The sequence below is a fragment of the Actinomycetospora sp. CA-084318 genome (assembly GCF_050955885.1).
Classification (GTDB): Bacteria; Actinomycetota; Actinomycetes; order Mycobacteriales; family Pseudonocardiaceae; genus Actinomycetospora.
The window spans coordinates 5,284,648-5,304,765 of the sequence record NZ_CP192098.1 but is presented as its reverse complement, the minus strand read 5'-3'; the positions used below and the strand labels follow the sequence as shown (position 1 = coordinate 5,304,765).

Below are 20,118 nucleotides of genomic sequence, written 5' to 3'. Positions count from 1 at the left end.
GCCGGCGGCACACTCACCGCGTGGAGCGACCAGCCCGCGTCCTCGTCGTCGAGGACTCCGAGCCCATTCTCGAGTCGGTCACGGCGGCGTTGACCGGGGAGGGCCACGAGGTCCTCGCGCGCGCCGACGGCGGGTCGTTGGAGTCCGACCTCGGCGCCTTCACCCCCGACGTGGTGGTTCTCGACGTGATGCTCCCCGGGCGGGACGGCTACGCCCTGCTGCCGGCGATCCGGGCGACGAGCGCCGCGGTGATCCTGCTGACGGCCCGCAGCGGCGTCGCGGAGCGGGTCCGGGGGTTGCGGGCCGGCGCCGACGACTACCTGGTCAAGCCGTTCGCGCTGGCCGAGCTGATCGCCCGCGTCGAGGCGCTGCTGCGGCGCAGCGGGGGCGTGGGCGACGCGGTCGCGGTGGCCGACCTCGTCGTCGACCCCGACGCCGGGCGGGTGACGCGCGGCGGGGCGGACGTCGCCGTGACCGCGACCGAGCTGCGTCTGCTGCACGACCTCGTCGCCCACCGCGACCGGGTCCGCTCCAAGTCGCAGCTCCTCGCGGCCGTGTGGGGCTGGGAGGAGTACGACCTCAACGTCGTCGAGGTCCACGTCAGCGCCCTGCGCCGCAAGCTCGGCGAACCGCGGCTGATCCACACCGTCCGCGGGCAGGGCTACGTCGTGCGCGACGACGGGGCGGGGCCGTGAGACCCGGGTCGCTGCGCCGCCGGGTCACCCTCACCTCGGTGGCGGTGGTCGCCGCCGTCGTCGTGATCGTGGCGGTGGTCTCCGACGTCCTGTTCGCGGCGCAGACGAGCTCGGAGGCCCGGACGACGCTGAACGGCCGGGCCCTGCAGGCCGTGCAGCTGGCCGACCAGGGGCTGTCGCCGGAACAGATCGTGCGGCGCTCGGAGGTGGGCGGCGGGGTCGCGGTGGTGGTCCGCGGGCCGGGGGGCGAGGTGCTCGCCGGTCGGGCGGTCCCCGGGGACGCGCGGCGCGCGGTGACGCGGACGCTGCGCGGCGGGACGTCGGTCACGCTCGTCGCGGACCCCTCGCTGGAGGGCGCGGCCGAGGGCCGGCTGCGCCGGATCCTGCTCCTCGTCGGCGGGATCGCGATCGTCGTCGCGGCGGGGGCGCTGCTGCTGACGACCCGGCTGGCGCTCGCACCGCTCGACGCGATGACCTCCCTCGCCCGTTCCATCGCGGGGGGCCGGCGGGGCCGCCGGCTCGCCCCGGAGCGCCGGGACACCGAGCTCGGGCGGGCCGCGGCGGCGTTCGACGAGATGCTCGACGCGCTCGAGGGCGCCGAGGCGCAGGCCCGGGCCTCGGAGGCCAGCACCCGCCGGTTCGTCGCCGACGCCGCCCACGAACTGCGGACGCCGCTGGCCGGGATCGCCGCGACCGCCGAGGCGGGCACCGCTCCCGGGCTCGACCCCGACGCCCGCGAACGCCTCGCCATGCTCCTGGTGCGCGACGCGCGGCGGGCCGGCCGGATCGTCGACGACCTGCTCACCCTCGCCCGCTACGACGCCGGCCTGGCCCCGGAGCGCGAGCGGGTGGACCTGGTCGACCTGGTGCGCGCCGAGATCGACCGGGACGCGGTGCGCCATCCCGACGACCCCGTGGCGCTGGACGCGGCCGGCCCGGTGCCCGCGGAGGTGGACGTCGAGCTGATCGGCCAGGCCGTGACGAACCTGCTCGTCAACGCCCGGCGGCACGGCGGGAGCCCCGTGCAGGTCACCGTGCGACCGGGCCGGATCGAGGTGCGCGACTCGGGTGCGGGGGTGCCCGACGACGAGCGTGAGCGGATCTTCGAGCGGATGGTGCGCCTCGACGAGGCCCGGGGCGGGGCGACCGGCGGGGGCGGGGGCGCGGGCCTCGGGCTCGCGATCGCGCGGGAGGCGGCCCGGTCGCACGGCGGGGACCTCGTCTGCGCCGGTCCCGACGACGGGCCCGGGGCGCGCTTCGTCCTGACCCTTCCGCTGAACGTCTCCTGAAGCCGCCGCCCGGCGACCCGGCGTTCTCAGCGCCCGCACAGCCGGCCCGCCGACCGTCGTCGGTGGGTCGGCACTCCGCCGGCCACGACCGTCCGGAGGTTCCCCATGCACCGTCTGACCAGGCCCGTCGTCATCGGCGTGAGCGCCCTCGCGCTCTGCGGCGTGGGCGCCGGAGTGGCGCTCGCGAGCCCGAGCGAGACCCCGTCCGTCGTCGGGGAGGCCGGGCACCACGCGAAGCACCCCGGGGAGCACGGCGAGTTCACCGGCGCGGGGAAGGCGCACCGGACGATCGACTACCAGCGCGGCACCGTCACCGCGGTGAACGGCACGACGTTCACCGTGCGCAGCAAGGACGGGTTCACGGCGACCTACTCGTTCGCGCCGAAGGTCCGCGTGCACAAGGACCGCCAGGACGCGACGCCCGCGCAGGTGGTCACCGGCGACCGCGTGTTCGTGGCCGCGGACCGGGAGCCCACGGGACTGCAGGCGGTCCGGGTGCGTGACCGGGGTCCGGCTCCGGCGCCCACCACCGCTCCTGCCCCCGCTCCCGCCGGTTCCTGAAGAGCGGCTGAGCCGGCACCCCGCGGTCTTGGGGGTGCCGGCCCGGCCGGAGGAGCGTGCTCGTCGTGACCGTCGTCGGAGATGCCGCCGCCACGCGTCGGCTGCTGGACCGCTTCGGGTTCGGCGCGCGCCCGGGCGAGCTCGACGCCGCCGTCGGGCAGGGCTTCTCCGCCACCCTCGACGCGCTGCTCGCGCCGGCGGCCGATCCCGGTCCGCCGCCGCCGGCGCTGGGCGTCGTCACCGACCGCGGGAAGCCGGGCACCCCGGAACGCAAGGCCGCGCAGCAGCAGCGGAGCACCGGGCAGGACGCGCTCACGCGCTGGTGGCTGGACCGGATGTGGTCCACCGGCGCCCCGCTGGTCGAGCGGCTCACGTGGTTCTGGCACGGCCACTTCGCGACCAGCGCGCAGAAGGTGAACCAGCCCGCCTACCTGCTGGCGCAGAACGAGACGCTGCGCCGGCTCGGGACGGGAGACTTCGGGTCGCTGGCGCAGGCGATGGTGGTCGACCCGGCGATGCTCGTGTGGCTCGACGGCCGGACCAACCGGGTGGGGTCGCCCAACGAGAACCTGGCGCGGGAGTTCATGGAGCTCTTCGCGCTCGGCGTCGGGCACTACTCCGAGACCGACGTCCGCGAGGCCGCCCGGGCCCTCACCGGCTGGACCGTCGACGCCGACGCCGGGACCGCCCGGCTCGTCCCCCGGCGCCAGGACACCGGCCCGAAGACGATCCTCGGGCGGACCGCGGCGTTCGACGCGCCGTCGCTCGTGGACCTGGTCGTCGCCCGGCCCGAGTCCGCGGCGTTCGTGGCCGGTCGGATGTGGTCGCGGCTCGTGTCGACCACCCCGCCGTCGCCGGCCGTGCTCGGCGCGCTGACGGACGCGTACGGCCCGGGCCGCGACCTGCGGGCGCTGCTGCGGGCGATCGCCACGTCGGCGCCCTTCCACGACAGCGGGACCACGCTGGTCAAACAGCCCGTGGAGTGGGCGGTGGGGCTCATGCGGGCGGTCGGCGCGCAGCCCGGCACCGTCACGACGGCGCCGCGCGGTCGTCGTCGGGCGGGCGATCCCGTGCACCAGCACCTCGACGCGCTCGGGCAGGTGCCGTTCCGGCCGCCGAGCGTCGGCGGCTGGCCGGCGGGCACGGCCTGGCTCACCCCGTCCGCGCAGCTCGACCGGATGGCCCTGGCCCAGGCCGTCGTCGCGCACGCCACGATCCCGCCCGGACCCGCCGGACCGAACGCGCAGATCGACTGGGCGCGGCGGACGCTCGGCGTCGACGCCTTCGGCCCGCGCAGCACCGACGCCCTGCGCGACGTCGCCGGTGGCGACCCGCGGGCCGTCCTCACCGTCGCCGCCCTCACCCCGGAGTACGTGATCAGCGCATGAGCAACCGACTCCCCGACGTCACCCGGCGCCGGTTCCTCACCTGGTCCGGTGTGGCCGCGGCCGCGGTCGGTCTCACGGCCGGAGCGACCCAGGTGCCGTGGTCGTCGCTGCTCGGTTCGGCGGCCCGCACGCCGCTGCAGCCGGGGCAGGGCGTGCTCGTCGTCGTGACCCTCTACGGCGGCAACGACGGGCTGAACACCGTGGTGCCCGCCTCCGACGACGCCTACCAGTCCAACCGGCACGAGCTCGCCTATTCACCGTCCGAGGTCCTCGACATCGGGGAGGGACTCGGGCTGAACCCGGGGATGGCGGGCCTGCACGGGCTGTTCGGGCAGGGCGACGTCGCGATCGTGCGGGGGGTCGGCTGTCCCGAGCCCGACCACAGCCACTTCCGGTCGATGGCGATCTGGCAGACGGCCTCCCCGGTGTCGCCCACCGGTGCGGGGTGGCTGGGCCGCTGGCTAGACGCGACCGGCGACGACCCGCTGCGGGCGGTCTCCATGGACTCGGTGCTGCCGCCGATGCTCACCGGGGCGTCCACGGCGGCGTCGACGCTCCCCGCCGCCGGGCTGTCGTTGCCCACGGGGCCGACCGGGGCGGCCTTCCGGGCCCTGGCCGGCGTGGACGCCGGGGACGACGTGCTGCGCGCGCGGGTGGCCCGGTCGGGGCGCGACCTAGCGCAGGTGGAACAGGTGCTCGGCCCGACGCTCACGGCCACGCGACGGACCGGCAGCACGGGGAACGACGCCGGGGCCGCCGGGCCGCAGTCCCAGCTCGCCGACCAGCTGCAGACCGTCGCGGCGCTGGTCGAGGCCCGGGTCCCGACCCGCGTCTGGTCGGTCTCGCTCGGCGGCTTCGACACGCACGCCGACGAGCGGAGCACCCAGCAACGGCTGCTCGCGGAGCTCGACGGGGCGCTGACGCCGTTCGTGCAGCGGCTGGGCACCACGGACGCGGGGCGGCAGGTGGTGACGATGGTGTACTCCGAGTTCGGCCGCCGGGTGCTCGCCAACGCCAGCCAGGGGACCGACCACGGCACGGCGAACCCGGTGTTCCTGCTCGGTGCGCCAGTCGTCGGGGGCCTGTACGGCGAGCAGCCGAGCCTGACCGACCTCGACGCCGGCGATCTCCGGGCGTCGACCGACTTCCGCGACGTCTACGCGACGGTGCTGGGCGGGGTGCTGGCGGAGGACCCGGGTCGGGTGCTGGGTCCCGGTCGGACGCCGATGCCCGGGGTGCTGGCCACCTGAGATCGTGTCCGTTTCGTGATGTAGGCGGTTCTGGCCCGTCTCGGGCGCGTGAGGGTGACGTGGGGCAGGTTCTGGGCCTCGGATCCCTGCCTCGTGTGCCTCTCGCGGTGTCCGTGGGTGGTCGCGCCGATTCGTGGCCGCCCGTGACTGTCGGGGGTTCGAACTACAGTTCGGGTGTGCCACGCGCACAAGAAGGAGGCTCTGATGTAGGCGGAGTCCTGTTTCTTGTGTTGCTCCATCGGAGATGAAGGTTGTGGCCCTTCGGAGTCGACCTACGGGGGAGGCTCCAAACCGCCCACTGCTGCGTTAGCTGAAGACTGTCGTGGTGAGCGATGTGGGAAAAGGCACCGTGTGAGGTGTCAGGTGGGGATCGGGAAGACGCTGCGTCGTAGCCTGTGAAGTGTCGTAATTAGTGTGGATGGCATCAGAACCGGGACGTTCGAACAATCCTGGGATGAGGCTGGCGGGAGCCCGTTTATTGGCCAGTCGGTGCCCGGCATGTAGGCGGCGTGAGCCCGGTCTGCTGCTCCGGTGGGGAACGTGGGAAGGCGTGCACCGATACTGCCATCTCTGCGGTGGCGAGAGGGAGAATCCCGACCGACTGAAACCGGGAGGGACTGAGTACCGATGCGGTGGGCGCCGGCGGACCGACTCGTAGTAGCTGTGAATCTCCTGCTTGACGCGGTGGGAGTGGAGCGAAGGGGTCGGGCCATCTGTGGTTTGTTCGTTCGATCAACCGGAATCTAGCCGGGAGGAATCGCAGTGAGCGAACTGAAGTCCTCGGGCAAGTCGTTCGTCATTTCGAAGTGGGAGGTGCAACAGGCCTGGGAGCAGGTGCGATCCAATAAGGGTGCAGCGGGGGTGGATGGCTGCTCGGTCGAGGAGTTCGAGAAGGATCTGCGGGGAAACCTCTACAAGATCTGGAATCGGATGTCCTCGGGTAGCTATCTACCTTCGCCGGTGCTGGCGGTGGAAATCCCGAAAGCTCACGGCGACGGGACACGGGTCCTGGGTATTCCGACCGTGGCGGACCGGGTGGCGCAAACTGTGGTGGCACGGAGGCTGGAGAAGTCGGTCGAACCGATCTTCCACCCGGACTCCTACGGCTACCGCCCGCGCCGCTCGGCCCTCGATGCGGTCGAGACCTGCAGGAAGCGCTGCTGGAAGACCGACTGGGTGATCGATCTGGACATCCAGAAGTTCTTCGACAGCGTCCCGTGGGACCTCGTCATCAAGGCGGTCGAGGCGCACACCGACCAGCGATGGGTCGTCCTGTATGTCACGCGTTGGCTGCAAGCACCCATTCAGACTCGTGACGGTGACCTCGTCGCTCGCGACCGTGGAACGCCGCAAGGGTCGCCGGTGTCACCGGTGCTCGCGAACATGTTCCTGCACTACGCGTTCGACACGTGGATGGACCGGGCCTTTCCCGGTATCTCCTTCGAGCGCTACGTCGATGACGCGGTCGTGCACTGCACGAGCCGCGAGCAAGCCGAGACAATGGTCGCGGCGATCGGCGAGCGCATGGAACAGGTCGGGTTGCGTCTGCATCCCGACAAGACACGGATCGTTTACTGGCTCTTCCGGAATCAGAGTGCGAGGGCGCCGCAGTGCAGTAGAGATCTGATCCGGTAGTTGATCATGTTGCGGAAGCCCAAGGCGTTGCGTCGGAGGGCTTCGAGTCGGCCGTTGATCGCCTCGGTCGGCCCGTTCGAGGCCCGGTGGTCGAAGTAGGCCAGGACGTCGTCGCGGCGCCGGTGCAGCGTCCGGCCGAGGGTCGCCAACTCCTCGAGCCCGTCGGGTAGCCCGGTCCGGAGCCGGTCGATCACCGCGGTGAGCAGCGCCTTGCCGCGGGCACGATCATGCTGTTCGTAGGCGGCGATGATCTGCTGGTAGGCCCACCAGGTCACCTCGACCGCGACGTGCTCGTCGAACGCGAACACGGTCTCCAGACGGGCTCGTTGCCGCTCGGAGAGCAGCCCAAGACGAGTGCGCAGGGTCCGCCGGACGCGGTAGAGCGGGTCCCCGGTGCGGCCGCGGTGGCCCATCGTGTCCTGCTGGACGCGTTGGCGGCACAGGTCGAGCTTGTGCCCGGCCAGCGCGACCACGTGGAACGGATCCATGACCGTGACCGCGTCCGGGAGGGCTTCGGTGGCGGCGTTCTTGTAGCCGCCGAACCCGTCCATGGCCACGATCCGGACCTGGTCGCGGAAGGCCTGCGAGCGGGCCTCGAGCCAGCTGGTCATCGCCGCCGCAGAGCGTCCGGGGACCATGTCCAACAGCCGAGCAGGACCTGTACCTGCAAGAACAGCGGTCAGGTCAGTGATCACGGTGACAAACCCGTCCGCCTCAGCGGTACGGACGTGGGCCCACTTGTGCTCGTCGACCCCGATCACCTCGACCCCGGCCAGCCGGGCGGGACCGGCGGTGAGCAGCAAGGCGGTGGTCGCGGCGACGGCGATGTCGTTGACGGTGTCCCAGCTGCGGCCGAGCTCGCGGGCGACCGCGGCGACGGTGGTCTTGTCCAGCATCAGCCGGCGCAGGATGAAGCTCGCGCAGCGTTTCGTGGTCGAGGCGCCGGCCCGCGCGAGTCGGCTGGTGTCGTGGACGAAGACTGCCCGGGCGCAGCCGTCGTGGCGGCACTCGTAGCGCGGGACACGGACGCGCAGCTCAAGCGGGTGGCCGACCACCGGGACGTCACTGACCCGACGCTCGGTGCTGTCGCGGTACACCCCGGCCAGCCCGCAGCCCGGGCACCGTCCTGCCCCGTCGACGAGCAGTTCGCACCACAGCACCGTGGTCTCCCCGGTCAGCGCGGCGTCGACGATCCGGACCCCGAGCTCGACGGTGCGGATGATCGTGTCGGCCACGATCTGGGCGGGCAGGGTCGTAGGCTGCGACATCGGGTCCCCGAGATGTTGGCGCTGGTTGGCGTAGGAACCGCCATCATCAACTTCTCGGGGCCCGCCTCACCGCAGCGACACGACCCCACCGCACCGGTCGATCACGTCCTCAGCTGCACTCCATTTCCGGAAGAGCCAAATGCCAGGACGGGAACCGGCGTCGCTCCGCGGAGCATACGTCGTTCACGTTCCTGGGGTTCACCTTCCGTCAACGCGAAGCCAAAGGTCGCGGCGGGCGGACCTTCTCTGGGTTCCTTCCCGCGATCAGCAAGGCTGCCCTCACACGGATCAGTGCGCAGGTGCGGTCCTGGCGACTGCACCGGCACATACGCCTGAGTTTCTCCGAACTCGCGCACTGGGTGAATCCGATGGTGCGAGGATGGATGCAGTACTACGGGGCGTTCTACCGCTCCGCGCTGTATGGCCTGTTCGCCCGCATCAACGCCTACCTGGTGCGATGGATCCGCAAGAAATACAAACGACTGCGAGCGCAGAAGGCGGCCGTCCGGTGCTGGCTGGGGATCATCGGAAGGTATCCCCGCCTGTTCGCGCACTGGAAATGGGTCGCCAGCGTTCCTCCGGCCCGATGAACAAGATGGCAAGAGCCCGGTGACAAGAGATTGTCACGCCGGGATCTGTGGGAGCCCGGGGGTGAGATTCCCCCGGGCCACCCGACATCATGGCGATTGAGGCGGGACACGAGGGTGGTGGCGGGGTGTTCGACACCCCGCTGCCGGCGGTGTCCTGGGCCGACCCGCGGGACCTGCCCGGGCAGGAGTGTGAGGCCGGTCTGGTGGCGTGGCAGGCGCGGTTGACCCACGACGAGTGGCGCCGCTCCTGCTGGATGCTCGAGACCGCCCGGGCTCGCGCGGACACCGTGGAACGGTGGCCGGAGCCGGATCCGCGGGTGATCGCCGCCCGTCTGGGGTGGTCGGTGACGATGGCCTCCTCCCGCCTGGAGACCGCGCAGGGTGCGCTGGAACGCCTGCCGCGCCTCGGCGACGCGATGCGCGAGGGCCGGTTGGAGCAGGCCAAGGTGTCGGTGTTCGTCTCGGGGCTGCGCGATGTCACCGACGCCCAAGCCGCCGTGGTGGTCGACGCGTTGATCGAGCAGGCGCCGAAGCTGGGGTTGTGGGAGCTGGCGCAGCGGGTCGCGGCCGCGGTGGTCGATGTGGACCCGTTGGGGGCGGAGAACCGGCGTGCGGCGGCGGTGGCCCGGTCGCGGGTGTCGACGCGGACGGCGCCGTCGGGGGCGATGGAGATCCACGGCCTGGACCTGGAGCCTGGGATGGCGGTGCCGGCGTTCGAGCGGATCGTCGCGATCGCCGAGGTCGCCCTCGAACAGTTGAAGGCCGCCGGCGCGACGATCGGGGCGGGGAAGGTGCAGGCGCAGGTGTATCTGCGGCTGCTGCACGGCTGCCCGGCCGGGGAGGGTGACCTCGCCGTCCTCGAACAGGTCGTCCACGACCTCATGCCCCCACCCGCCCCACCCGACGACGGCGACCCTGACGGCAGCGACCCCGACGGCCCGGACGGCCCCGACGACGGCTCCGACGGCGGCCCGGACGACGCCCCCGAGGGCCCGGACGACAAGGGCTCGAACGATGAGGGCCCGGACGACAAGGGCCCAAACGATGAGGGCCCGGACGACGAGGGCCCGGACGACCAGGGCCTGAACGACCAGGGCCTGAACGACCGGGGCGTGGACGACGCCGACCCCGACTTCCCGCACCGCTCCGACGGCTCGGACGGTTCGGAGGGCTCGGACGGCTCGGACGGGCCGCTGGACCTCGACGACCTTCCCGACGGCGGCCGCTCGGGCGGCGGCCCCTCGGGCGGCGACCGCTCGGGCGGCTCGGACGGCTCGGGCGGCTCGGACGGCTCGGACGGCGGCCCCTCGCGTGGCGGCGGTCCCACTGGGGACAGCGGGGCGGGCGTGAGCGCGTCGAGCGGTCGCCGCGACGCGCTTTCGGCAGGTGTTGACCCGCAGGCGGGGCGAGAAAGCCCTCACGGCTCCACCGACGACCCCGCCGCAACCGAGGCGACTCGCTCGACGACCGAACCCCCGTCAGGCTGGCAGCCCGGAGACCCCGAACCCGACCCACCACCCCACGACACCCCCGACCCCCGAATACCGGGACAGCCGCCACCGTCGCCGGCGGCGCGGTGGACCGACCGCGGGTTGATGTTCACCCCCGCCACCACCCGCACCACGTTGGCGTGCGCGCTCGGGCTCGACCGCGCCCACGGCCAGCTGCGCGTCGGCACCGTCACCGGCTGGGACGCCCACCGCGCCGTCTGGGCCCGCACCACCGCCCAGTTCCGGGTCCTGCTCCACGACGAACACGGGCAACTCGAGCACGTCCTGCTCGTCCGCCCACCCCAGCAACCCAGCGCGGACCCCCGCTATCGGCGGCAGGTCGTCGAGCTCACCGCCCACACCACCGACATCGACACCCTCGACCAGCAGCCGCTCGTCGGGATCTGGGCCGAACTCGCCCGCCGGACTCAACGAGCGTTGGCAATCGAACGCGCCCGCCCACCCGACGAGCACCCCGCCCGAACCACGAAGGAAGCCGACCACCGGTTTCCCGGCGCCGAACTCGCGCGCTGGATCCACGCGAGGGACCGCACGTGCCGGTTCCCGATGTGCACCGTGCCCGCCGTGGCCTGCGCGATCGACCACACCCACGACCACGTCCTCGGTGGCCCGACCCAGGCCGACAACCTCGGCGCTCTCTCCGTCGGAGACCACCTCCGCAAGCACGCCCCCGAGTCGGGGTGGACGGTCCGCCAGACATCGCCGGGCACCTTCGTGTGGACCGCGCCGACCGGCACCCGACACACCGTGCGCCCCGAGCCGTACCGGCCCCTACGACCAGTGCCCCGAGAACGCTTCGGCCACGGCATCACCGACACCCGCAGCGAACCGAGACCCCAGAGACCCTGGCGGCCGAGAACCAACAAGCTCGGCCACCTCACCGACGCCCAGTACCAGACCCTGCGCCACATCGACGAACGGAGGAGACAACACCAGCGCGAGCCACCGAACCCCCACGACGACGACCCGCCGTTCTGAGGAGGGACGACCTACAGCTTCTGCGCGCCCTTCGACCCGCGCGCCACGGCCCGACGCTGCAGCGCCAGCACCGACAGGCCGATGCCTCCGAGCGCCACGCCGACCACGCACGCCCACAGCCACGGGGCCGGGCCACCCACGATCGCGAGGACGATCAGCGCGACCACCCACACGGCCACGCCGACGAGCACCGGACGCACCGGGTCGGTGAGGCGCCGGGGGAGCGGCGGCGGCTGCCAGTCGGGTTCGACCACACACGCACCCTACGGCGGAGTGATCGGCGCTAGGGTGCCGCCGTGCTGGAGCGACTGTTCCATCTGAGCGAGCGTCGGTCGACCGTCGGGGCGGAGGTCCGCGGCGGGCTCGTCACCTTCGTGACGATGGCCTACATCGTGGTCCTCAACCCCCTGATCCTGGGCAGCCTCGACCCGAGCGCGCCGAGCGCCAAGCGCGACGTGCTCGGCGCGACGCTGTCGGTGCCGCAGGTCGCGGCGGTGACCGCGCTGGTGGCCGGGGTCATGACGATCCTGTTCGGCCTGATCGCGAATTTCCCGTTCGCGTTGGCCACCGGGCTCGGCATCAACACGCTCGTCGCGGTGACGATCGCCCCGCAGATGACGTGGCCGGAGGCGATGGGCCTCGTCGTGATCGAGGGCATCATCATCGTGATCCTCGGGCTCACGGGGTTCCGGACGGCGGTCTTCGCCGCGATCCCGGACGCCCTCAAGATCGCGATCGCGGCCGGCATCGGCGCCTTCATCGCGCTCATCGGACTGGTCGACGCCGGGTTCGTCCGGCGCATCCCGGACGCCGCGAACACCACCGTCCCGGTCGGCCTCGGCATCGAGGGCTCCATCGCCAGCTGGCCGACCGCGGTCTTCTGCGTGGGCCTGCTCCTGACGGCGGTCCTGGTCGCCCGCGGCACGAAGGCGGGCATCCTGATCGGCGTCGTCGCGACGACGGTCCTCGCGATCGTCGTCGAGGCGATCGTGCAGGTCGGCCCGTCCAACGGCACCAACCCGCGGGGCTGGAACCTGGGCTACCCGGGCCTGCCGTCGTCGGTCGTGGGGCTGCCCGACCTCTCGCTCGTCGGCGACGTCTCCTTCGGCGCCTTCACCCGGCTGCCGATCATCGCGGTCACGCTGCTCGTGTTCACGCTGGTGCTGGCCAACTTCTTCGACGCCATGGGGACGATGACCGGCCTCGGCCGGCAGGCGAACCTGCTCGACGAGAAGGGGCAGCTGCCCAACATCGGGCGGGCCCTCGTCGTCGAGGGCGCCGGCGCGGTGGCCGGCGGCGCCGCGTCGTCGAGCTCGAACACCGTCTTCGTCGAGTCGGCGTCCGGCATCGCGAGCGGCGCCCGCACCGGCCTCGCCAACGTGGTGACCGGCGTGCTCTTCCTCGCCGCCATGTTCTTCACCCCGCTCTACGAGGTCGTGCCGGTCGAGGCGGCCGCGCCGGCCCTCGTCGTGGTGGGCGCCCTGATGATGGGCGGGGTCCGCGACATCGAGTGGGGCGAGTTCCGGGTCGCGCTGCCGGTCTTCCTCACCATCGTCGTCATGCCGTTCACCTACTCCATCGCCAACGGCATCGGCGTGGGGTTCATCAGCTGGGTGGTGCTGCACGCGGCCACCGGGCGGGCGCGCACCCTGCACCCCCTGATGTGGGTCGTCGCGATCGCCTTCGTGGCCTACTTCGCGGTAGGGCCGATCCGGGCGGCGCTCGGGAGCTGAGTGTGAGCCGGTCGTCGTGCGGTTGACACCGGGACGACCGGCCGGAACGGTTGTGTCCGATGGGTAACGCAGGAGTGCCGCTGACGCGCCGTCGGCACGTCGACTTCGGTCTCCTCGCGACCCAGGCGTGTCGCTCCTGACCGCCTGCGCGCCCCGTCCACTCCCGCCCGTCGCTCTCGGGCGTCCCCCTGCCTCGAGGAGGCCTCGTGTCCGTCGGCACCCCGACCGCACCCCTGAAGTTCGCCTACTGGGTCCCCAACGTCTCCGGGGGCCTGGTCACCAGCACCATCGAGCAGCGCACCGACTGGAACTGGGACTACAACCGCGAGACCGCGATCGCCGCCGAGAACAACGGCTTCGAGTACGCGCTCTCGCAGGTCCGCTACATGGCCAGCTACTCGGCCGAGTACCAGCACGAGTCGACCTCGCTGTCGCTGGCGATCATGATGGCGACCGAGCGGCTCAAGGTCATGGCCGCCGTGCACCCCGGCATGTGGCACCCCGGCGTGTTCGCCAACTTCGGCGCCACCGCCGACCACCTGACGAACGGCCGGTTCGCCACCAACGTCGTCTCCGGCTGGTTCAAGGGCGAGTTCACCGCCTTCGGCGAGCCGTGGCTCGAGCACGACGAGCGCTACCGGCGCACCGAGGAGTTCATCGCCTGCCTCAAGGGCATCTGGGAGCAGGACAACTTCGAGTTCAAGGGCGACTTCTACCGCTTCCACGACTACTCGTTGAAGCCGAAGCCCCTCAACACCCCGGAGCGCCCGCACCCGGAGATCTTCCAGGGCGGCAACTCGACGGCGGCCCGCAAGATGGCCGGCCGGGTGTCCGACTGGTACTTCTCCAACGGCAAGGACTTCGACGGCGTCGTCGAGCAGCTGAACGACATCAACACCGAGGCGGCCGCCCACGACCGCACGGTGAACTTCGGCCTCAACGGCTTCATGATCGTCCGGGACAGCGAGAAGGAGGCCCGGGACACCCTGCGTGAGATCGTCGACAAGGCGAACGTCGAGCAGGTGCACGGGTTCCGCGACGCCGTCCAGCAGGCCGGCAGGTCGGCCTCCGACGGCAAGGGCATGTGGGCGGAGTCGTCGTTCGAGGACCTCGTCCAGTACAACGACGGCTTCAAGACCCAGCTCATCGGCACCGCCGAGCAGGTCGCCGACCGGGTCATCGAGTACAAGAAGCTCGGCGTCGACCTGAACCTGCTCTGCTTCCTGCACGTCAAGGAGGAGATCGAGCAGTTCGGCCAGAAGGTCCTGCCGATCATCCGCGAGAAGGAGGCCGAGCTGGCCGAGCGCCCGCTCGCCGCTCAGGCGTGAGCGTCCGGCCGGGCCGCCCGACGGGCGGCCCGGCCGAGCCGCACCGCGTACACCACCGCGCTGCCGAGGAAGAGCACGGCGGTGATCAGCAGCCAGTTCTGCAGGATGCCCTCCATCCCCAGGCCCGCGGTGAACCGGAACGCGTCCTCGCCGTGGCGCGTGACGGTCGGCAGGTAGATCAGCCCCAGCACCGCCGAACCCAGGACCGGGGCGCGCACGTGGTTGATCGCCGGCACCAGCACCGGCCGCTCCCGCCCGAACCGGCGCCGGGCCCACCGCGCGAGTACCACCGGCTGGTCGGCGAGGGCGTAGAGCGGGTAGAGCACGAGGTCGTGCCCGATCACCGCGCCCACGAACCAGATCAGCAGCGCGACCCAGGTCGGGTCCTCCCAGACCATCGACACCACGTATGCCGACAGCGCGAAGCAGCCCAGCATCACCAGCAGGTGCAACGGGTTCGCGCCGTACAGCCGCCGCCAGAGCCTCACGCGGCACCTCCCCGACGTCGGAAGTCGATCGACGCCACCCACTTGGTGTTGTGCACCCCGGGCAGCGCCGGGACGATCACGCGCGCCGGGAACCCGTGGTCGCCGGACAGGTCGGCCATCGGCCCGCCGTCGTCGTCACCGACCCGCAGGGCGAGCAGCGAGTCCTCGTGGAGCACCTGGTTCGACTGCAGCGTCGCCCGTGCGAAGGCGCCGCTGGTCTCGACCGACGCCACGAACGCGTTGTCGGGGTCCGGCACGCCCGCGAGGGCCGCGAGGTCGCGCAGCCGCACCCCGGACCAGGTCCGCGTCGTCGACCAGCCCTCCACGCACGCGATCGGCAGCACCGCGGTGTGCTGGGGCATCCGGGCGAGGTCGTCCCGCGACAGCGACACCTCGCTCGACCCGCCGGTCAGCCGGAGCCGCCACCCGTCCCCGAGCGCGGCCGGGTCGATGCCCGACCCCGCCAGCGTGCGGTTGATCTGGAAGTCGTTGGGTCCGTCCCCGTAGGACTGGCCGCGGGGCGAGAGCAGGGCCAGCGGGCGCAGGGCGTCCCAGGTCTGGCCGATCGAGAGCACCCCGACGAGCACGCTGCCGCCGCCGACCAGGCCGAGCAGGCCGCGGCGCGACAGGGTCGGGCGGTTCGGGTCCAGCGGGGCGAGCCCGTGGGCGTCCATCGGCTCCGGCTCGGTCTCCGCCGGGGTGTCGTGCAGCCAGCGCGCGAACGCCCCGGTCCCGTGCGGGCCCGAGCGGAGCGCCCGGACCATCGTCGGGAGCTTGAGCACCACGTGGGCGACGAAGCCCGCGATGAAGACCCACGCCCCGTAGTAGTGGGCGGTGTAGAAGCTGAAGCCCCACGAGTAGTCGTACTGCGAGTTCATCAGCCCGGTGACGAACTCGAACAGGATCCCGCCGACGAGCGCGAGCAGCGAGATCCGCTCCAGCAGCTGCGCGACGCTCGTGACCGGTGGCCACGCGAAGAGCTTCGGCACCACCGACCAGAGCTTGGCCAGCACGATCGGCGTGAGGACCATCCCGCCGACCACGTGCAGGCCCTGCGTGAGCCGGTAGAACCACGACGGGTCGGCGGGCCAGTCGAAGAACGGCAGGTGCAGCCCGCCGACGTCGCCCGGGATGGCCTGCCCGAACTGCGGGCCGTAGGCGATGTAGGACATCAGCCCGGTGAGGATCACGATCGGCAGCCCGACGAGCAGCACCGCCCCGAACACCGACGTCAGCCACGTGCCGCGCAGCGGGCTGCGCCAGGTGCGCGGGCTGAACGGCGGGGGCACCGGCACGCGGGCGAGGCCGCGGTAGAGCGGCGCGGGGAAGCCGTACTCCGGTTCCGGCGCCGCGCGGGGCGGACGGTCCTCCCGATCGGGGGCGGACGGGGGTGCCGCACCCTCGGTCCCGACCGCGTCCTCCGTGCTCATGCGTGCACCCTATCCACGTTTGGACCGATCGGTACAGTCAGGTCATGGGCACCGTCGAGAGCGCCGGGAGTCGGCCGAGCACCGCCCGGGGTCGGCGTACCCGCCAGGCGATCGTCGAAGCGGCCGCCGAGCTGATGCACGCGCGCGGGATCGCCGCCACGGGTCTCGCCGACGTGCTCGCGGCCAGCGGGACGGGCAAGTCGCAGCTCTACCACTACTTCGCCGACAAGGCGGAGCTGGTGCTCGCCGTGATCGACCACCAGCTCGAGCGGGTGCTGGCCGCCCAGCCGGCCCTCGCCGGGGAGGACGTGGCGGCCTGGGCGGCCGCCCTGTGGGAGCTCCACCGCGACGGTGGCGGCCCCTTCGCCTGCCCGCTCGGGGTGTTCTCCAGCCAGGTGGAGGTCGACGAGCGCTGGCGCGAGCGCCAGGCCGCGGCCTTCACCACCTGGCAGGACCGGATCGCCGCGCTCCTCGCCCGGGGTCAGCGCACCGGCCGGGTCGACCCCGCGCGCTCCCCGGACGAGATGGCGGTCGCGGTGCTCGCCGCCGTCCAGGGCGGGCTGATGCTCGCCCGTCTCCACCGCGACCTGCACGTCCTCCACCTCGCTCTCGCGGCGGCCGTCGACCACGTCCGGGCCTGAGCTCCGCTGCGTCACGTGGGTGTCCGGACGAGAACGGGTACGGGTTCACCGAGCGGGTGCGACCCATCCGCGTCGAGGCCGCAGAACGAACCGGATCGAAGGAGCCCCGTGGCGGACAACATCTACTCCAAGACCGAGGTCGTGGGAACGTCGGAGGTCAGCGTCGACGACGCGATCAAGGGCGCGATCAAGCGTGCCTCGCAGACCATCCGCGAGATCGGCTGGTTCGAGGTCAGCGAGATCCGCGGCCACGTCGAGAACGGCGACGTCGCGCACTTCCAGGTGACGCTCAAGATCGGCTTCGCGCTGGAGGACACCAAGTCCTGAGGTCACGGGCCGGGGGCGAGATGATTAGGTAGGCTCACGGAACGTGGCAGTGGACGCGTCGGTAGGCATGTTCGCCTCGCTGCGCATCCGCAACTACCGGCTCTTCGCCTCCGGCCAGGTGGTCTCGCTCGTCGGGACCTGGATGCAGCGGGTCGCGCAGGACTGGCTGGTCCTCAACCTCTCCGGCGGCAGCCCGGTCGCGCTCGGCGTGGCCGCGGCCCTGCAGTTCGGGCCCACGCTGCTGCTGTCCCTCGCCGGGGGCGCGCTCGCCGACCGCTACGACAAGCGCCGCGTCCTCATGGGCCTGCAGGTCGGCATGGGCCTCTGCGCACTCGTGCTCGGGCTGCTCGACGTCACCGGCACCGCGACGCTCGCGATGGTCTACGTCCTCTGCTTCGTCAACGGCTGCTTCTCCGCCGTCGACGCCCCCGTGCGGCAGTCCTTCGCCGGCGAGATGGTCGGTCCCGGCTCGCTGCAGAACGCGGTCGCGTTGAACTCGATGACGTTCAACACCGCGCGGATCGTCGGTCCCGCGGTGGCCGGCCTGATGATCGCCGCGGTCGGCACCGGCTGGGTGTTCCTGGTCAACTTCGCGACCTTCGCCGCCGTGCTCACCGGGCTCGCCCTCATGCGGCCGGCGGACATGTTCGCCTACGAGCGCGTCGCGCGGGCGAAGGGCGCGATCCGCGACGGACTGCGCGAGGTCCGGCGCCGACCCGACCTGATCCTGCTGCTCACCGTGGTGTTCTTCGTCTCCACGTTCGGCATCAACTTCTTCATGACCCTCGCGATCACCGCGCGGCTCGTGTTCGACCGCGGCGCCGAGTCCTACGGGCTGCTGACCTCCGCGCTCGCCGTCGGCTGCCTGCTGGGGACGTTCGTGGCCGCCCGCCGCGTAGGGCGGCCACGGCTGCGCACCGTGCTCCTGGCGGGGCTGTTCTTCGGCGTCGCCGAGCTGTTCACCGGCGTCATGCCGACCTACGCCCTCACCGCACTGCTGCTGGTGCCCACCGGCCTCGGCCAGCTGGTCTTTACGACGGCGGCCAACGCGGCCGTGCAGCTCGGCGTCTCGGAGTCGATGCGGGGCCGGGTGATGGGCCTCTACGTGCTCGTGCTGCTCGGCGGCACCCCGCTCGGCGGTCCCGTGCTCGGGTGGATGGCCGACGCCTGGGGCGGCCGCGCCCCGCTCGTCGTCGGGGGCGTGCTGACGGTGGCGACGGTGCTCGTCGCCGCGGCCGTCGTGGCCTGGCAGGCCCGGCGCGCCCGCGCCGTGGGGGTCGCGCCGGCCTGACCCCGGCTACGTCACCGGCCAGGCGTGCACCGGGATGTTCTCGGTCATGTTCGACACGTAGCGCTCGAGCATCCGCGCCATCGCGGTCGGCCGGGTGCAGCCGTCCTTCTCCAGGGCGTGCACCATCGCCGTCTGCCAGGACGCCCCCGTGCACCCCGACCGGCAGCGGGCCTCGATGACGGCGAGGTAGCGGTCGGCGACGTCGGGGGCGACGTCCCAGGCGGCGAGGCCGGCCCGGGCGAGCGGCAGCAGCGTGTCGAGCACCAGGCGGTCGACCGCCACCTTGCCCTGCCCCGGCCAGTACAGGTCGGCGTCGAGCCCGTGCTGGGCGCCCGCGACGAAGTTCTCGTGCGCGGCGGCGAAGGTCATCGACGCCCACGGCGGGTGCTCGCTCGCCACGAGCGCCCGGACCAGGCCGTAGAAGAACAGCGCGTTGGCCACGGCGTCGACCGCGGTCGGGCCGGCCGGCAGCACCCGGTTCTCCAGGCGCAGGTGGGCCACCCCGTCGGCGACGTCGTACACCGGCCGGTTCCAGCGCCACACCGTGCCGGAGTGCAGCCGCAGCTCGTGCAGCTGCGGGGCGCGCCCGTCGTCGAGCACGGCGAGGGGGTCCTCGTCGTCGCACAGCGGCAGCAGCGCCGGGAAGTAGCGGACGTTCTCCTCGAACAGGTCGGTCACCGACGACGCCCAGCGGTCGCCGAACCACACCCGGGGGCGGACCCCCTGGTTGCGCAGCTCGACCGGCCGCACGTCCACCGACTGCTCGAACAGCGGCACCCGCGTCTCGGCCCACAGCCGGTGCCCGAGCAGGAACGGCGAGTTCGCCGCCAGGGCCACCTGCACGCCGGCGATCGCCTGCGCGGCGTTCCAGTGCGCGGGGAAGGTCTCCGGCGTGAGCTGCAGATGCAGCTGCAGCGAGGTGCACGCGGCCTCGGGGGCGATGGAGTCGACGTCGAGCACGAGGTGCTCGGGGTCGGCCGAGCCCGGTGCGGCGATGTCGAGGTGGAACGGCTCGCCCCGGGCGCCGACCATCTGGCGGTTCAGCAGGTCGTAGCGCGGGTCGTCGGTGAGCTGGTCGGAGTCGAGGTGCTCGGGGCGCAGCGTCGGCAGGATGCCGATCGTCACCGGAGTGGCCCCGACGACGGCGGCGGACCTCCGGGCGCAGCCGATCGAGGCGGCCATGTCGTCCTCGAGCTCGCAGGCCGAGGTGCCCGGCAGCGTCCGCGGCGGCAGGTTGATCTCGAGGTTCCAGCGGCCGAGCTCGGTGGTGAGCAGGTCCGAGGCGGACCGGTCCAGCACGGCGTGGTTGAGCATCGCGGGACGCATGCCGTCGTCGACCAGGGCGAGCTCGAGCTCGACCCCGGTGCGCAGCTCGTCGGCCGCGAACCGGCCCTCGGCCACCATCCGGCGCAGGGCGTCGAGGCAGCGGTGGACCTTGCTGCGGTACTCGTCGCGGTCGGACAGGACGGTGCGTGAGACGACCCGACCCATCAGAGCCGGATCCCGCCTCCCGCCGCGGGGCGACAGCACGGTGGGCTGCCGAGGTGGTCACGGGAGTGCGCCGGGACGGTCGGTACGGCGGTCGGCCCCATCAGTGCCCGGCTCCCTCTCTCGGCCCGCGCCCCTGCCCGTCGAGTCCGGCAGGGGTCGGGCGGTGCTCTCTCCCCCGACGACCCGGCTCACGGTGACACAGCCGTGTGTCACGCACCAGGGTC

18 protein-coding genes are annotated in these 20,118 nt (G+C 72.4%); 13 read left to right on the top strand and 5 right to left on the bottom strand.

Annotated features, from left to right (window positions below; genetic code table 11):
* Positions 1 to 20: 20 nt before the first annotated feature.
* The 6 genes from ACQPYX_RS25870 to ltrA all read left to right on the top strand — a co-directional run bounded on the left by ACQPYX_RS25870 (position 21) and on the right by ltrA (position 6,818).
* Positions 21 to 695, top strand: coding sequence for a response regulator transcription factor (locus ACQPYX_RS25870; RefSeq protein WP_433800152.1), 675 nt, complete (start codon positions 21 to 23; stop codon positions 693 to 695).
* The gene (locus ACQPYX_RS25865) at positions 692 to 1,984 is read left to right on the top strand and encodes an ATP-binding protein (protein ID WP_433800151.1); all 1,293 of its coding nucleotides are present in this window, start codon (positions 692 to 694) and stop codon (positions 1,982 to 1,984) included. The genes ACQPYX_RS25870 and ACQPYX_RS25865 overlap by 4 nt, the downstream gene beginning before the upstream one ends.
* A 105-nt stretch (positions 1,985 to 2,089) precedes the next feature.
* Positions 2,090 to 2,545: a hypothetical protein gene (locus tag ACQPYX_RS25860; protein ID WP_433800150.1), complete on the top strand. Its 456-nt coding sequence runs from the start codon at positions 2,090 to 2,092 to the stop codon at positions 2,543 to 2,545.
* Positions 2,546 to 2,610: 65 nt separating this feature from the next.
* Positions 2,611 to 3,933, top strand: coding sequence for a DUF1800 domain-containing protein (locus ACQPYX_RS25855; RefSeq protein WP_433800148.1), 1,323 nt, complete (start codon positions 2,611 to 2,613; stop codon positions 3,931 to 3,933).
* Positions 3,930 to 5,183, top strand: coding sequence for a DUF1501 domain-containing protein (locus ACQPYX_RS25850; RefSeq protein WP_433800147.1), 1,254 nt, complete (start codon positions 3,930 to 3,932; stop codon positions 5,181 to 5,183). The genes ACQPYX_RS25855 and ACQPYX_RS25850 overlap by 4 nt, the downstream gene beginning before the upstream one ends.
* Positions 5,184 to 5,945: 762 nt before the next feature.
* Positions 5,946 to 6,818 carry a group II intron reverse transcriptase/maturase gene (gene ltrA, locus ACQPYX_RS25845; RefSeq protein WP_433800146.1) on the top strand — a complete coding sequence of 291 codons (873 nt, stop codon included), beginning with the start codon at positions 5,946 to 5,948 and terminating at the stop codon, positions 6,816 to 6,818.
* Here ltrA and ACQPYX_RS25840 read toward each other — a convergent pair.
* On the bottom strand, positions 6,773 to 8,086 hold the full coding sequence (locus ACQPYX_RS25840) for an ISL3 family transposase (RefSeq protein WP_433798860.1): 1,314 nt from the start codon (positions 8,084 to 8,086) through the stop codon (positions 6,773 to 6,775). The genes ltrA and ACQPYX_RS25840 overlap by 46 nt on opposite strands.
* 113 nt (positions 8,087 to 8,199) lie before the next feature.
* On the opposite strand from ACQPYX_RS25840, the gene ACQPYX_RS25835 reads away from it, so the two are divergent.
* Entirely contained in the window at positions 8,200 to 8,676 is a 477-nt protein-coding gene (locus ACQPYX_RS25835; RefSeq protein ID WP_433803807.1) for a group II intron maturase-specific domain-containing protein, read from the top strand.
* Positions 8,677 to 8,801: 125 nt separating this feature from the next.
* On the top strand, positions 8,802 to 11,165 hold the full coding sequence (locus tag ACQPYX_RS25830; protein ID WP_433800145.1) for a DUF222 domain-containing protein: 2,364 nt from the start codon (positions 8,802 to 8,804) through the stop codon (positions 11,163 to 11,165).
* Between the two features lie 11 nt (positions 11,166 to 11,176).
* Here ACQPYX_RS25830 and ACQPYX_RS25825 read toward each other — a convergent pair whose 3' ends face one another.
* Positions 11,177 to 11,419, bottom strand: coding sequence for a DUF2530 domain-containing protein (locus tag ACQPYX_RS25825; protein WP_433800144.1), 243 nt, complete (start codon positions 11,417 to 11,419; stop codon positions 11,177 to 11,179).
* A gap of 42 nt (positions 11,420 to 11,461) precedes the next feature.
* Here ACQPYX_RS25825 and ACQPYX_RS25820 point away from each other — a divergent pair, with 42 nt between their 5' ends.
* Together ACQPYX_RS25820 and sfnG are read left to right on the top strand one after the other, a co-directional pair.
* Positions 11,462 to 12,898, top strand: a complete 1,437-nt coding sequence (locus tag ACQPYX_RS25820) for an NCS2 family permease (RefSeq protein WP_433800143.1) — start codon at positions 11,462 to 11,464, stop codon at positions 12,896 to 12,898.
* 206 nt (positions 12,899 to 13,104) lie between these two features.
* Positions 13,105 to 14,226, top strand: coding sequence for a dimethylsulfone monooxygenase SfnG (gene sfnG / locus ACQPYX_RS25815; RefSeq protein ID WP_433800142.1), 1,122 nt, complete (start codon positions 13,105 to 13,107; stop codon positions 14,224 to 14,226).
* On the opposite strand, the gene ACQPYX_RS25810 is transcribed toward sfnG, so the two are convergent.
* Both ACQPYX_RS25810 and ACQPYX_RS25805 read right to left on the bottom strand, forming a co-directional pair.
* Positions 14,217 to 14,714: a hypothetical protein gene (locus ACQPYX_RS25810; protein ID WP_433800141.1), complete on the bottom strand. Its 498-nt coding sequence runs from the start codon at positions 14,712 to 14,714 to the stop codon at positions 14,217 to 14,219. The two genes, sfnG and ACQPYX_RS25810, sit on opposite strands and share 10 nt — an antisense overlap.
* Complete coding sequence (locus ACQPYX_RS25805) at positions 14,711 to 16,144, bottom strand: molybdopterin-dependent oxidoreductase (RefSeq protein ID WP_433800140.1); 1,434 nt, start codon at positions 16,142 to 16,144, stop codon at positions 14,711 to 14,713. The genes ACQPYX_RS25810 and ACQPYX_RS25805 overlap by 4 nt, the downstream gene beginning before the upstream one ends.
* 44 nt (positions 16,145 to 16,188) lie before the next feature.
* On the opposite strand from ACQPYX_RS25805, the gene ACQPYX_RS25800 reads away from it, so the two are divergent.
* The 3 genes from ACQPYX_RS25800 (at position 16,189) to ACQPYX_RS25790 (ending at position 18,403) form a co-directional block, all read left to right on the top strand.
* On the top strand, positions 16,189 to 16,785 hold the full coding sequence (locus ACQPYX_RS25800; protein WP_433800139.1) for a TetR/AcrR family transcriptional regulator: 597 nt from the start codon (positions 16,189 to 16,191) through the stop codon (positions 16,783 to 16,785).
* Between the two features lie 108 nt (positions 16,786 to 16,893).
* Entirely contained in the window at positions 16,894 to 17,112 is a 219-nt protein-coding gene (locus ACQPYX_RS25795; protein WP_433800138.1) for a dodecin, read from the top strand.
* 43 nt (positions 17,113 to 17,155) lie between these two features.
* Positions 17,156 to 18,403, top strand: a complete 1,248-nt coding sequence (locus tag ACQPYX_RS25790; RefSeq protein ID WP_433800137.1) for an MFS transporter — start codon at positions 17,156 to 17,158, stop codon at positions 18,401 to 18,403.
* A 6-nt stretch (positions 18,404 to 18,409) separates the two neighbouring features.
* On the opposite strand, the gene ACQPYX_RS25785 is transcribed toward ACQPYX_RS25790, so the two are convergent.
* Positions 18,410 to 19,894: a glutamate--cysteine ligase gene (locus ACQPYX_RS25785; RefSeq protein WP_433800136.1), complete on the bottom strand. Its 1,485-nt coding sequence runs from the start codon at positions 19,892 to 19,894 to the stop codon at positions 18,410 to 18,412.
* Between the last annotated feature and the right edge of the window lie 224 nt (positions 19,895 to 20,118).